The sequence below is a fragment of the Bernardetia sp. ABR2-2B genome (genome assembly GCF_037126435.1).
Taxonomy (GTDB): domain Bacteria; phylum Bacteroidota; class Bacteroidia; order Cytophagales; family Bernardetiaceae; genus Bernardetia.
Genome location: NZ_CP147020.1, coordinates 5,237,949 through 5,252,208, shown reverse-complemented (window position 1 = coordinate 5,252,208; position 14,260 = coordinate 5,237,949). Strand labels below are relative to the sequence as shown.

At 31.9% G+C, this 14,260-nt stretch carries 13 protein-coding genes; 10 read left to right on the top strand and 3 right to left on the bottom strand.

Features of this window, described 5'->3' with window-relative positions:
* The first annotated feature begins 20 nt into the window (after positions 1-20).
* On the top strand, positions 21-959 hold the full coding sequence (locus WAF17_RS22115) for a LysR substrate-binding domain-containing protein (RefSeq protein WP_338764559.1): 939 nt from the start codon (positions 21-23) through the stop codon (positions 957-959).
* Here WAF17_RS22115 and WAF17_RS22110 read toward each other — a convergent pair.
* The gene (locus WAF17_RS22110; protein WP_338764555.1) at positions 952-3,363 is read right to left on the bottom strand and encodes a TonB-dependent receptor; all 2,412 of its coding nucleotides are present in this window, start codon (positions 3,361-3,363) and stop codon (positions 952-954) included. The two genes, WAF17_RS22115 and WAF17_RS22110, sit on opposite strands and share 8 nt — an antisense overlap.
* Positions 3,364-3,549: 186 nt before the next feature.
* On the opposite strand from WAF17_RS22110, the gene WAF17_RS22105 reads away from it, so the two are divergent.
* The 9 genes from WAF17_RS22105 to WAF17_RS22065 all read left to right on the top strand — a co-directional run bounded on the left by WAF17_RS22105 (position 3,550) and on the right by WAF17_RS22065 (position 12,177).
* A complete protein-coding gene (locus tag WAF17_RS22105) occupies positions 3,550-4,125 on the top strand; it encodes a sigma-70 family RNA polymerase sigma factor (RefSeq protein ID WP_338764553.1) in 576 nt (191 codons plus the stop codon).
* 73 nt (positions 4,126-4,198) lie between these two features.
* Entirely contained in the window at positions 4,199-4,876 is a 678-nt protein-coding gene (locus WAF17_RS22100; protein WP_338764551.1) for a hypothetical protein, read from the top strand.
* A 361-nt stretch (positions 4,877-5,237) separates the two neighbouring features.
* Positions 5,238-6,356: an Mrp/NBP35 family ATP-binding protein gene (locus tag WAF17_RS22095; RefSeq protein WP_338770230.1), complete on the top strand. Its 1,119-nt coding sequence runs from the start codon at positions 5,238-5,240 to the stop codon at positions 6,354-6,356.
* A 272-nt stretch (positions 6,357-6,628) separates the two neighbouring features.
* Positions 6,629-6,904, top strand: a complete 276-nt coding sequence (locus WAF17_RS22090) for a NifU family protein (protein ID WP_338764549.1) — start codon at positions 6,629-6,631, stop codon at positions 6,902-6,904.
* 306 nt (positions 6,905-7,210) lie between these two features.
* Entirely contained in the window at positions 7,211-8,131 is a 921-nt protein-coding gene (locus WAF17_RS22085; protein WP_338764545.1) for a UbiA family prenyltransferase, read from the top strand.
* Between the two features lie 405 nt (positions 8,132-8,536).
* Positions 8,537-9,922, top strand: a complete 1,386-nt coding sequence (radA, locus tag WAF17_RS22080) for a DNA repair protein RadA (protein WP_338764543.1) — start codon at positions 8,537-8,539, stop codon at positions 9,920-9,922.
* A 13-nt stretch (positions 9,923-9,935) separates the two neighbouring features.
* On the top strand, positions 9,936-10,826 hold the full coding sequence (locus WAF17_RS22075; RefSeq protein WP_338764541.1) for a hypothetical protein: 891 nt from the start codon (positions 9,936-9,938) through the stop codon (positions 10,824-10,826).
* Positions 10,827-10,864: 38 nt separating this feature from the next.
* Entirely contained in the window at positions 10,865-11,185 is a 321-nt protein-coding gene (locus tag WAF17_RS22070) for a DUF1016 N-terminal domain-containing protein (RefSeq protein ID WP_338764537.1), read from the top strand.
* Between the two features lie 32 nt (positions 11,186-11,217).
* Entirely contained in the window at positions 11,218-12,177 is a 960-nt protein-coding gene (locus tag WAF17_RS22065; RefSeq protein WP_338764534.1) for a hypothetical protein, read from the top strand.
* Between the two features lie 36 nt (positions 12,178-12,213).
* Here WAF17_RS22065 and WAF17_RS22060 read toward each other — a convergent pair whose 3' ends face one another.
* Positions 12,214-13,605, bottom strand: coding sequence for a tetratricopeptide repeat protein (locus WAF17_RS22060; RefSeq protein ID WP_338764531.1), 1,392 nt, complete (start codon positions 13,603-13,605; stop codon positions 12,214-12,216).
* A 10-nt stretch (positions 13,606-13,615) separates the two neighbouring features.
* Positions 13,616-14,197 (bottom strand): pyridoxamine 5'-phosphate oxidase, encoded by a 582-nt coding sequence (pdxH, locus tag WAF17_RS22055; protein WP_338764528.1) that lies wholly within the window; start codon positions 14,195-14,197, stop codon positions 13,616-13,618.
* Positions 14,198-14,260 lie beyond the last annotated feature (63 nt).

Below are 14,260 nucleotides of genomic sequence, written 5' to 3'. Positions count from 1 at the left end.
TTCATATCAAAAATTCGTCTATGAACTTTCAACAACTAGAATACATCATTGCTATTGACAAATACCGTCATTTTGTAAAAGCTGCCGAAGCCTGTTTCGTTACACAAGCAACGCTAAGTATGATGATAAAAAAGCTAGAAGAGGAACTAGACGTTAAGATTTTTGATAGAAGCAAACAACCTGTTGTTCCGACAGAAATAGGAAAGAAAATTATTTTACAAGCCAAAATAACAGTACAGGAGGCAAAAAAAATAAAAGAATTAGTAAGCGAAGAACAAGACAAAATAAGTGGAGAGTTCCGAATTGGAATTATACCAACCCTTGCACCTTACCTGTTGCCTTTATTTTTACCTTCTTATCTCAAAAATTACCCATTCGTAAAAGTTCAGATTAGCGAACTCACAACAGAAGAAATCATAAAACGATTAGAACGAAATGAAATTGATGTAGGGATTTTGGCAACGCCTTTAGAAAATAACATGCTAGTAGAAAAACCTCTTTTTTATGAGCAGTTTGTTATTTATGCTTCTAAAGAAGAGAAGTTTATGAATAAAAAATATCTTTTGGCAGAAGATATTGACATAAATAGATTGTGGCTTTTGGAAGAGGGGCATTGTTTGCGCTCACAAGTCATTAATTTGTGTGAGCTAAAGAGCAAAGAAAAAGAAGTTCATCAGTTAGACTTTGCAGCAGCAAGTATCGAAACACTCAGAAAAATTGTAGAGATAAATAATGGAATTACAATTATTCCTAGTCTTGCCTTAGCCGACATGACTGAAAAACAGATGCAAAATATTCGTCATTTCAAAAATCCTGCACCTGTTCGTGAAATTAGTTTGGTAACTTATCGTCATTTTATCAAAGAAAAATTACTACTCTCTTTGGAAAATGAGATTTTGAAAGTCATTCCTAGTGAAATGAAAAACTCAATCAAGAAAGAAATTTTAAAAATTAATTAATTCTAAAACTAACTCCTGCTTGTATATTTCTCTGTAACTGTGGGTTAAAAGTCGCATCTACATCTAATCCTGTGGCATCTATACCTCCATATTCTGCATCAAAGACATTATTTATTCTAAAGTAGGCACTTACATTTTTATTGAAATAATGACGAACAAGCATATCTAATGTATAATACCCATCAGTTTGAGACCTGTCTTCTTCATACTGTTCTATATTGAAAGTATTTCTTCTATACCAACTACTCATTATTACATGTTGAAAATTAATATACCACTTTGGAGAAGGACGCAAAGAAATTCGCCATTGCCCCATAAAATCAGGCTGCATACGATAATCATTTATTGTTCCCCCATCATCAGGCAAAACTTCAGTTCCTTGTGTGAAACTAAAAAATACATCTGTGTCTAAATGAATACGCTCAATGATGTTTTTTACTTTTAGTATTCCCTGTACTCCATAAATAGCTGAACGGCTATCTTCATCATTTATATATACACGAGCTGTTCCGTTAGAATTTCCTGAAAGATAAGACGCATTTGGGTATCTTTCTTTATCAATAGGACGAAAACGCCCCACAATTGGACTATTTGTTCCTGTAAAGTAACCTACAATATCTAAGCTAATATTTTTTGTAGGAAAATAACGCACTCCAAACTCTGTTGTGAGAGAGGTTTCTGGGTTAAGGTTTGGATTTGGAACTTGCTGATAAATAACTGAGTCTGTTTCAATGTCTGGCAATGCCAGTGAAGTAAACTGTATAGAAGGAGGAGGAGCACGAAATGCTGTTGCAAAAGAACTTCTGATAGATAACTTGGGGTTTATCTTGTAAAGAATAGAAGCTCTAGGATTTAAGACTCCATTGCCAGAAGTGCTATCTTCTTCAAATCTACTACGAGAGTCTATTCTAGCTCCAAAAACACCTACCCATTTGTTTTTCGTGTAATAAGCTTGAAGAAATACACCTCCATTTAAGAAATTATTACCATTATAACCAAAATTACCTAGTATTGGGTTAGGCTCAAGATTACCATTTAAGGCATCATTGTATAAATTTATATCAAAAGGTTCCTCAAGATCATTCGTAACAGGTAAATTTGCAGAAAGTGTAATTGAAAAACCTCCTGTAAGTTCAAAATTTGGATTAATTTTTCTTGTATAAATACTCTCTAAAAACACATCATCCGAGCCTTCATATCTATACGAACGACCCGACGAACGACCAATATTATAATTAGTACCAAAAGAACTGTTTGCATCTAATCGATAAAATAAATAAGAAGCATTTATTAAAAATGATGATTTCTTATTACTTGTCTGATAAGAAATATGTGTCCGACGAGTCGTTTCTGCCATGTATGTTTCTGGATTGGCATACGAAAAAAAAGCAGGAGTACGTCCCAAAACACTATGTCTTCGACTATACATTTCATCAACCGAAACTTGTAACTTTCTATAATTGAACTTTACACCTATTAAATAACTTTGTTCTGGCAGTTGATTAACAGTTGCTTTGAAAGGAGTACCTACATAAGAAGTAAGCCCTGCTCTATTTTCCAAAATTGTAAAAAAAGAATCAGGCTGATTAGTAGCCAAATTTCTAAGAAAGCGTCTAGTCTGTAAATCATTAGGAGTAGTAAAAGAATTTAAAAAGGTATTAAAAGGATTAAAAGCATCTGAACCTCTATCCAAATTTAAGTCATCTCTTTTGGTAAGGTTTCCATAAATACTGTATTGCAAAACATTTTTATCTCGTCCTGCTTTTCCTCCAGCTAAAAAATCTAAATGTCTATAATCATTTGCACCAAAGTAAGCATTAGCTTGTGCATATGCCGATTTTTCAGATGTTTGGGTAATAATATTGATTACACCAGCTACAGCATCACCACCATAAACTGCCGAAGCAGGACCATAAACAATTTCTATTCGCTCGGCTTGTGCTATCGGAAGTTGCGTTCCTATGGCAAGCGCACCATTTACAGCAGGCTGAATAGGAACATTATTAATCAAAATCTTTGTGTATTCATTCCCTATCTGTCCACGCATAAAAAACATCTCTCCCAAAACTCCAGACCCTGGTTGTGAGACTTTTATCCAAGGTACGGTCTTCATTACATCGACAAGTGTAATATATCCATTTTCCAAAATTTCCTCCTTCGTAACTACATAAACAGTAGAAGGAATATCTTTAAGTTCTTTTGCCGAACGACTTACCGAAACAAGACGTGTTTCTTCTGCAAAAGTAGTTTTGGTAAGGTCTGCTTCCGTAAGTTTTTCTTTAGCAAGGTGTAGAGGTGTAGAAATACTTTCACTCTTCAAACTATCCTCATTTTGAGCAAATGTTTGTGAGAAAAAAAATAAAAAAATACAGAGACAAGAAAAAACAAAACTATAATTTTTCATTATAAATAAAAGAGTAGTGGTATTTAAATGCAGAAATTCAAAAAAATTTGTTACTTTTTGACTAAAATACGGTTTTATTTGTAAAGAGTAAATAATAGAGTAACTAAAGTAGCTTATAGAACTCTAAAAAGACTACTTTTAACTTTTATATCATTTCTTTTCAGAGAAAAATCATTTAACTTTCATTTGGAACAATCACAACTAAATATTTCACATCAACAAATAAGTGAGGAAGAACACATCTTAGCTGCTCAAAAAGATTCTAAAAATTTTAGATTTCTTTATGAAGCAAATTATGAAGCTATCTTTCGTTTTTTATACAGAAAAGCAAATGATGAAGCTTTAGCAGCCGATTTGACTTCACAAACCTTCATAAAAGCACTACAAAATATTCAGAAATTTGAATATAAAGGAGTTCCGTTTTCGGCGTGGTTGTATCGTATTGCCTCCAATGAATTTTTAAAATATTATAGAAAACAAAAAAAAATGCCTGTTTATTCTTTGGAAGAAGAAACAGCAAAAAAATTAACTAACTTTTCAGAAGAATTAGCTGATGAAAGACAACAAGAACGAATAGACCAATTAAAAAAAATATTAGAAAAACTCAAACCAAAAGATATGCAAATGATAGAGCTTCGCTTTTTTGAAGATAAATCATTCAAAGAAATTGCTTTTATCTTAGAAACAACAGAAAGTGCAGCCAAAATGAGAACGTATAGAATTATAGAAAAAATAAAAGAATCAGTTTCCAATTATCAGTAAACAGTTACCAGTTAATGACAAATCCTTGTTGACGGTTGCATTTGAACCTCAACGACGGTTAAAATAAAAAACTATGAAAAATCAAGATATAAATTTCAACCAGAAGCCTATTTCTTCAGAGAAAATCAAATCTTATCAAGATTTTGATGCGCTTTTGAAGGAAGCAGAAAATAACAAATCAAAAAATGAGAAGACTAAAACAGTTTTTATGTCTTTTTCTAATCCTGTTTTCTCTATTGCAGCTTCAATTTGTTTGCTTTTTGTGATTGGAGCAGGAATTTGGATGGCTCAAAAAGTAAATGAAAAATCAGCGTTTATAGCAGATTCAATAGAAGAAACTCAAAACAAAACAGATTTAGCTTATTCTATCACAAATAAAGATTTAGAAACTGCCGAAAGACTGACAGCTTCTCTTACAGAAAAATTAGAATTACCTACTCCAAAAAATGGAACGGCTATCACAACGACAGTTTTAGAGGAAAATGCAAGTCCAGAAAATGCTTCTTTAGAGCAAGTGGCGCAAGTTTTGAAAACTGAAATGAATAAAGAAAACTCGTGCAAACTCAATTCAAATTTAGCAAAAGAAACAAAATATGTCGCTTTTGTAGTAAATAGTAATGGAAAAATTACAAATATAGAAGCCCAAGGCTGTGAGCAAGAGGCTAGAAAAGTCTTAAATACTTTTCCAAAATGGAAGTCAGGAACTCTGCAAGGTCAGCATCTTTCACAGCGTATCGTGGTGGCTATTTGATTTTGAATTTTGTTTGTAATAATGATTAAAATCAACTACTTTTAATCTACTCTAAAATACCAAATCCTAAAGGTCTTCGAAGACCCTTAGGATTTTTATTTATTGTAAAACTTTATATATAAACAGTCTTTTTAGAGAGAACAAAATAAAGGTTATTACGGTTATTTTTGTATAACAGTCTTTCAAACTGTTGGATAGGATAAAATACTACTTTTTATGTTCAGATAAGATGTCTGAACTACCTTAATCACAAACCGTGATAAGGTTTAATGAAATAAGGAATTTACTTTCCTATTTCGTACTTTTGCAATTACTCATTTAACAGCATAAAAAAAAGATTTACAAAAAATATATAATGTCTATACAAATTACAAAAGAAGGAATTTTGGAAGCTCTTTCTACGGTAGATGATCCAGATTTGAAAAAAGATTTGGTTACCTTAGGAATGATAAAAAATATATCAATAGAACAAGAACCTAATAAAACGACTGTACACTTTACAGTTGTCTTGACTACTCCTGCTTGTCCTCTAAAAGAACTTATTCGTAACAACTGTGAGAAAGCAATTCATCAAAAATATGACGAAAGCGTTCGTTGTCAGATAGAAATGACTTCGAATGTTACCAGTATCCGAACAGGAAAAATACTACCAGAGGTAAAAAACATTATTGCTGTTGCTTCTGGAAAGGGTGGCGTAGGCAAATCTACGGTAGCTTCAAATTTAGCTGTTGCTCTTGCTCAAACTGGTGCAAAAGTAGGTTTGATAGATGCTGATATTTTTGGGCCTTCTATTCCTACAATGTTTGATTGCGAATCGGCACGTCCAGGGGTTCGTCAGGAAGGAGAGCGTTATATTATCTTGCCTTTCGAAAAACATGGTGTAAAACTTCTCTCTATCGGTTTTCTTGCTCCTCCTGATGATGCTATTGTTTGGCGTGGTCCTATGGCAAGTTCTGCTTTTCGTCAGTTTTTGGCTGATGCAGATTGGGGCGAATTAGATTATTTGTTTATTGACCTTCCTCCTGGAACGAGTGATATTCATCTTACTTTGGTTCAGACTGTTCCAGTAACAGGTGCAGTTGTCGTAACAACGCCTCAAAAAGTTGCTTTGGCAGATGCTCAAAAAGGCGTTGCTATGTTTACACAACCTAAAATCAATGTTCCTATTTTGGGAATTGTTGAGAATATGGCATACTTTACACCTGCCGAACTTCCAGAAAATAAATATTATCTTTTTGGAGAAAATGGAGGAAAAGTATTGGCACAACGCAATGATGTTCCTTTTTTGGGAGAAGTTCCGTTAGTACAAGCAATTCGTGAAGCAGGAGATGGAGGAGTGCCTTTGGCAGCACAAGAAAATCTTGATAGTCAATCTCAAATCGTTACAGAAACATTTAAAGATATTGCACAAAAATTAGCGCAAAGTGTGGCTCTAAGAAACGCACAACAAAATCCAACAGAAGCTGTTTCAATAAACTAAAGTTTCAGCTTCAATCTGTTAAGCTAGTGTTATGCAGCGATAAAATTTCTTAAAAGAAACAAAACTCACGATTTTAATCGTGGGAAAATAATCACAGAAAAATGGAGAACAACATGTTGTATTTTCCCATAACTAAAGTTATGAGTTTTGTTTTCTGACTGTGTAATATTAGCTATTGAGACTTTGCAAATTTTACAGATTTGAAAATATGCAAAGTCCAAAAAATTGATTATCTTTGAATACAAGTTATTATAAAAATAAATAAAGCAATTATGAATGTAGAAAATAATTTAGAAAGCCGAGTAGAAGCTGCTTTAGATAGTGTTCGTCCTTATTTAAAAGCAGATGGAGGAGATGTAAAAGTAATAGAAATTACAGAAGATGGGATAGTTAAAGTAGAAATGATTGGAGCTTGTGGTTCGTGTTCTATTTCTCCTATTACCCTCAAAACAGGCATCGAACAAGCAATTTTGAGTCACGTAGAAGAAATAAAAAGTGTCGTTGCCATCAACCTAACAGACACAAAACAAAAAAATGTTGCTGTCTAAACTTTAAAAAGCAGATAAAACAGAATAGAACTTACTCAAAAAAGGTTTATCCTTAATTTCTAAAAATGAGTTTGAAAGCCTTTATTTGGGTAAATAGATAATAAAACAAAAAATAATTTCAATTTTTTAACCAAATTTTAAGAAATAGTTTGCAATTATCAGTATCAAATCATACATTTGATATTAGAAATATACTTGTACTTGGTATAAGAAAATTTCTAAGCTTTTTCATAGCTGGTTGAAAGCCTTGAGGGGGAAGTTTTGCTTCCCTCACAAGTTTCAAATCATTATCTAAAAAAAGAATTTATGAAAGCTTTTTTTATTTTTTTAATTCAGCTTTTTCTTTCTTTTCGTCCTCTCAATCTATTTTTAATTGTTCTCACTCAAACACTAACAAGTGTTTTTTTATTAGACAATTCACTTTGCATTTCAAATTTATTTAAAAATAAAAATTTTATTTTTTGTTCTAATTTCTATTTACTTGTTTTAGCTACCATTTTGAGCGCAGCAGCAGGATATGTTTTGAATGATATATTTGATAGAAGAATAGATTTAATTAACTCTCCTCTTCGCAGTTCATTTACAGAAAAAAACCTCTACCTCTTTTATTTTTTGAGTAGTTTGTTTTTAGGAATAGCCTTGCTTTTAAGTTTCATAATCTCTCTAAAAATTGGCTTTGCTGTTCTTTTCAGTTGTCTTTTACTTGTTTTTTATGCTAAAAAGAGCAAACAATTAGGGATTTTAAAACCAGTTTTAGTTTCATTTCTAACAGCTTTTTCAATTCTTCTAGTAAGTTTTATCAACTATTCTATCTCTACAAATTATACTTTAATTTTATTAGAAATTCCTATAACTATTTATTTTTTTTCGTTTTGGGCGTTTTTGCTTTCTATGCTTAGAGAAATTATCAAAGATTTTGAAGATTTTGAAGGAGATATTTCTCAACATAGCTTTACATCTACCATTCATTTAGGAAAGCATAAAAGTAAAACTTTGCTTATTATTCTTTCCTCTCTTCTGATTCTTTCCTTATTAGTAGCTCCTTTCTTTACACTCAACACTTCTTTTCGCTTTTTGCATCAATTGACAATGATTGTTTTGGTAGGAAATTTTATTTTTTTATTAAATGATAAGAAATTCAATTCTTCTACTAGCAATTATAAAAAACTTAGTCTTTTTTGTAAGATTATGATGCTTATTGGTATTTTGGGAATGATGGCTTATTAAAAAAAGAATCATCGTTAAGGACACCAACAATAGAAAGTAGTTCAGACATCTTGTCTGAACATAAAAAGTAGTATTTTATCATATTCAACAGTCTGGAAGATTGTTATACAAAAATAACTCCTGCCATTATCGGTGTCTCACCGACGACTCTCACAAAAATAAGTCTGTATTCAACAACATTAATGTATTTGTATTTTATCTGTATTAAAAATCCTATCGATCCTATAAATCCTTAACCCACCAGTTCTACTATTTCTCATTAAAAATATAGCAAAAACTAATTATTTTAGCTAAATTTACATCATTAAAAAAATAAATTCTAAATAAATTAGCAAAAAATATTTTACGTATTTCTAATTAAATAATTTGGGTTCGTTAAATATTTGTTTCATAATTATAAACTATATGGCTAAGAAAAAAGTAAAAACAGCTTATTTTTGTCAAGAATGTGGACACGAATCTGCAAAATGGATGGGAAAATGTTCTTCTTGTGAAGAGTGGAACACCTATGTAGAAGAAGTAATAGATAAAGGAGCTGACAAAAATGATGTAAAAAAATTGTGGCAGAGTGATAATGAAAGAAGAAAATCAAACAAACCCAAAAAATTAGCTGAAATAGAACAAGCAGACTTTGCTAGAATCTCAACTCACGACGGAGAACTCAACCGAGTTTTGGGAAGTGGATTAGTTCAAGGTTCTTTAGTTTTGATTGGTGGAGAACCAGGGATTGGAAAATCTACTTTGATGTTACAAGTTGCTTTGGCTTTGAAAGACCATACTGTTTTATACGTTTCGGGAGAGGAAAGCGAACAACAAATAAAACTACGTGCAGAGCGTTTGGAAGCCTATTCTGAAAACTGCTTAGTTCTGAATGAAACCAATACACAAAATATTTTTATTCAGATAGAACAATCAAAACCTGATGTTTTGATTATTGATTCTATTCAAACACTTCATACAGCACATATTGAATCTTCGGCTGGTAGTGTTTCGCAGGTGCGTGAATGTGCAGCCGAACTTTTGCGTTTTGCAAAGGAAACAGGAACGCCTGTATTTCTTATCGGACATATCACAAAAGAAGGTTCACTTGCAGGACCTAAAGTTTTGGAACATATGGTGGATACCGTTTTGCAATTTGAAGGCGATAGACACATGTCGTATCGTATTTTGCGTACTATCAAAAACCGTTTTGGTTCTACTTCCGAACTTGGAATTTATGAAATGCGCTCAACAGGACTTCGTGAAGTGAGCAATCCATCAGAGATTTTGATGTCGCAACGAGATGAAGTTATTGGAGGAATTACTATCGGTACGACAATGGAGGGAAATCGTCCTCTTTTGATAGAAGTGCAGTCGCTAGTCAGTATTGCAGCTTATGGAACGCCACAACGAAGCAGTACAGGTTTTGATGCCAAACGTTTGAATATGCTTTTGGCTGTTTTGGAAAAACGTGGAGGTTTTAGGCTCGGAACGCAAGATGTTTTCTTGAATATTGCTGGTGGTTTTAAGATTGAAGACCCTTCTATTGATTTGGCTGTCTGTACGTCGCTTATTTCTTCGTTGGAAAACTCGCCTGTTAGTTCAGATATTTGTTTTGCTGCCGAAGTAGGTTTGGGAGGAGAAATTAGAGCCGTTCAACGCATAGAACAACGTATTTCGGAAGCTGCAAAGCTAGGTTTTCGTCAGATTGTAGTTTCAAAATACAATATAAAAGGATTGGATTTGAAGAAATTTGATATAGAAGTAAAGATTGCCAAAACACTTGAAGATGTGATTAAATTGGTTTTTTAAATTTCATAAAACAATGAATAAATACATTTTACTATTTTTAATAATATTTTCATCTTGCTCTGAAAAGTCTGAAAAGAATTTAGCAGAATTTAGTGATGACGCAACTGATGATTATTTAATTATCAAAGATGATTCTACAAAAAAGGATTCTATAAAAATTTATTATCCACCTTTGCAAACTGATTATGCAGGAATAAATTATGGTTCTTCTAATTCTAATCAAGGAGATACAGCTTATTTTAAAAGCAAAGATATTCCAAAAATGGTTTATAGTTCAGACTCTTGTCTGTTTTTTGAGGAAATGCAAAATTTACCTTCAAAAGAATTTTCATTGAAACCTGATAGTTTAGAGAAATACTTAGAAGGTAACTTTCCATACCATTATTATTTAGATAGAGAAAAATTTAATTGGCTTTATACTCTTTTTGAAGATAAAAGTAATTTTGAGCAGATTCGTTATATAAAACCTATTGCAAAGTTTTACGAAAATGATGCGATTTTTTCAGTTGCTTTTTCTGATGTCTATGATTATAAACAGGCAGTACATATCATCAATTTTTCTAAAAAAAGATGTAAACCTATTTCTAGTTTTATTCTTTGGGATTTAAGTGGAGATGGAGGAGATGTTTGGAGAATTCAGCCTCAAAAAATAAATTCTACTAAATTTAAAGTTTCTAATTCAATACTTTATAATCTTTTGGAAGTAAAAAATTGGATTGTCAGAGATACTATTTATATACGAGAAGAACAATTTTATATGGTAGAAATAGATAAAGAAACTGCTCATCTATCAATTTCAAAATTAAAAACTGAAAAGGATTTTTTTACAGATACTAGCGTAGAAAGTTATAATAGTTTTGATAGAAAGAAAATATCTGTAAAATTAGAAAAGCCTAATAGATAAACTGACTACAAAACATAAATAGCAAAACCCAAAAATCAATGCAACCACCCAACAAAGACACCAATTATCAAAAACTGATTGAAAATATTGGAGATGCTTATCAAAATTCAAAGAAAAAAGCTACTTCTGCCATAAATACCCAAATGTTAGAAGCCTATTGGGAAATTGGAAAGTACATTATTGAGTTTGAGCAAGAAGGAAACTTGAAAGCAGAGTATGGCAAAATGCTATTAGAAAACCTTTCTAAAGAGCTTTCTCTGCGTTATGGAAGTGGTTTTAACAGAACTAATCTAACTTATATGAGATTACTTTACGATAAATACCCAATTTGTGGGACACTGTCCCACAAATTCAGTTGAAGAAAATTTCTAGCAAAAAAGAAAAATCAATTATGCAAAAAAACATTTCCCTCTACTTCATAGCATTCCTACTAACATTCACTTCCTGCAATGCACAAAATAGTGAGACTAAAAATGATGCAAATGATTCTTTAAAGGTTGTTCAAAGTGAAATTGACTCTACGGAGTTATCTGCTGATGATTTTCCAAAAGTAGATACAAGAAAAATACCTCCTTATGTAGAATTAAGTAGAGATAGCATTAAAAATGTACTTGCTGAAAAAGTGAAAAATAATGAACCTTTGTTTGTACATATTTTTGTTCCTCTTTGTGATAATGAAAATCAAGCAATTGTTCCTGTCAATAAATCATTGGGAGATGGACAAAATTTGAGGACAAATTTGTATTGGGGAGCAGGTTATGGCATCAAAACGCATTTCAAACGATTGAAAGAATGGACACTTTTGAGTAGTCAATTAGATGTAGATTCGATAGTTTTGGAACGTGTTGTTTTTAAGAAAAAATATCCAAATGGAGCTACTGTTTTTTTAGTGGCAGATGCTTATCGTGGCGACAAAATGCACGAATGTTTGACAGATTATTTTGCTTCTTTAGCAGGAGAAAAGAAAGAAATTTTAAGATTGGATAATGATTCAACAAAAATAAAAGCTTTCGGAGAAGCTGATTTGATTGCTTTTAATGGACACAACGGACTTATGGATTCTTACGCAGCACTTTTTATAAATGGAGACAACCGAATGCGTGATGCTGTTTCGATTGCCTGTACTTCTCATTCTTATTTCAAAAGGCATTTGAATGTCGCTAGAGCCTATCCACTTCTTACCACTACTAATTTACTCGCACCAGAAGCCTACGGAATGGAAGCTGTGATTGATTCTTGGGCAATGCTAGAAGATGGAAAAACAATTCGTTCGAAAATAGGAGCAATGTATCACAAAATACATAAATGTGGATTAAAAGGTGCTACAAATTTGTTTCATACTGGGTGGTAATTTGTTGAGTTTGCATTCCACTTTTAAAACTCTCTTTTATGAAAGATTATTAAGGTCTTTCATTTTATTTATAGCTTCTGGCTCATTTTTCTCAATAGCTAGTTTCAGATAGTTCATTGCTTCTTCTTCTTTATTTTGATTAAATAGAAAAAGAGCATAATCGAACTCTAATAAATCTACTGGCAACTCTGCTTCTCTAAAAGCCATATCAAAATACTCTTCTGCTTCTTCGTTTTTTCCTTTTGCAGCATAATACAAAGCTACATTTCTATAATGATAAGCTAACTCATTATTTTCTGTTGCTATGGCTTCTTCAAGATAATGCTTTGCTTTTTCCAACTGCCCCAATTTAACATAAACATACGCCAAATTATCACTCGCTACTCCAAAGGTGGGCTCTATTTCAAGAGCTTTCTCAAAACTAGATATACTCTCTTGTAAATTCCCATTTCTCAGCTGAAAATAACCAATATTATTATAAATGTCTATTTGTGTAATCGAATCATTAGTTAGTGTTAGAGATTCCTTTGAAATCGAAATAGAAAATTCAAATTTATTTTTTTCGTACTCTTGATACGATTTTTCAATCAAACGCATCGCTTTTAGCTCTGTTGGATTGAACAAAGAAGAAGGATATTTTGCCAAAAACTCCATTGCTTTTTCAAATTGCAACTTGATAGATGGATGTAGATTTTCTTTCCACTCAAAATTTTCTTCCTCTATCAAACCACAGTAAAGAGCCAACGAGTAGGTCATTACTTCCTTTGGCATTATTGAAGTGTAGCTCCATTTTGTTTCCCATATTCCATCTGTTGAATATCCTCCTCCAATGAGATTTTGAAGAAAAATAACTCCAAACCCAAAATAAATTCCTACCAAATGAATAAACAAATCATCATAATCTTCATGTCCTGTATCATAACTCAAATGACTTTCTAGCAAACGAATTTTTATAAATCCTTTTAAAACACTAAAAAGAAGTTGATTAGGACGCTTGACAATCTCATTTGGGATATGAAGTATATATCCATTTTCTGTGATTTCAATTTGAGAGCTACCCATATCGTCGTGGGCATAAGGCATTCCATAAATATCTGTAATATCTTTCTGTAGCTCAAAGTCAATTATTGCAACCTCTAAATTTAACAAATCAGAGAAGTCTGCAATTAGGTTTGGAATCTCAAGACTTTCAGAACTAAATGACTCAGGAAAAAATTCTTTAGAAAACAGAATATTTTTACTTCCTTCTTTGGGCAATCCACAAGCTCCCATCAACCAGTTAAAATTTTCTTCTACCCATTCTTTATCTGCTTCTGTAATGACTGGAAACTTTCCTCCTTTTTGCTCAAAAGGGACTTTTTGATTCTCTTTTTTGCTAGATTCTTGTTTTTTTGATGTATTGCTAAATTCAAATCCGAATAGTTTCATTTTTATTTTTTTAAGGTTGAAGTTGTTTTAAAGTCCACTTATTATTTTCCATTTCATAAAGTTTTCTATCATGAAAACGTGTCTTTCTAAATTCCATAAACTCTATTCTGATTGGTTCAATGGAATAACCACCCCAGTTTTTTGGCATTTCAATTTTGGGGTTTGTTAAACTCATTTGAATAATTTCTTTTTCAAGAATCTTAATGTCATCAATTTCTTTTCCCTGTTGGCAAATTAAAGACACAATTTGAGATTCTAAATTTCGTTCTTCAAAATATTTTTGAGCTAATTCTTTATCTATTTTGGTTGCAATTCCTTGTATTCTAATTTGTCTTTGAGTTTCTGTCCACCAAAAAGTCAGAGCAACTTTATTATTATTTTCTATTTCTGCTCCTTTCCTAGAATCAAGTGGAGTAGTTATGATAAAACTGTCCTTCACTATTTCTTTAAGAGAAACAAATCGTGAATTTGGAAATCCATCTAAACCAATTGTAGACAAACAAACTGCTGTAGGAACACTTAATTTTGATAATTTTTCTTCTTCACTAAACCATTTTTTAAATAATTCTATAGGTGTGTGTGAGTTTTTCATAGATAAATATATTAAATACTTATTCGTAACTTTGTGTGGTTACTTCCAAAAGTAATACAAATC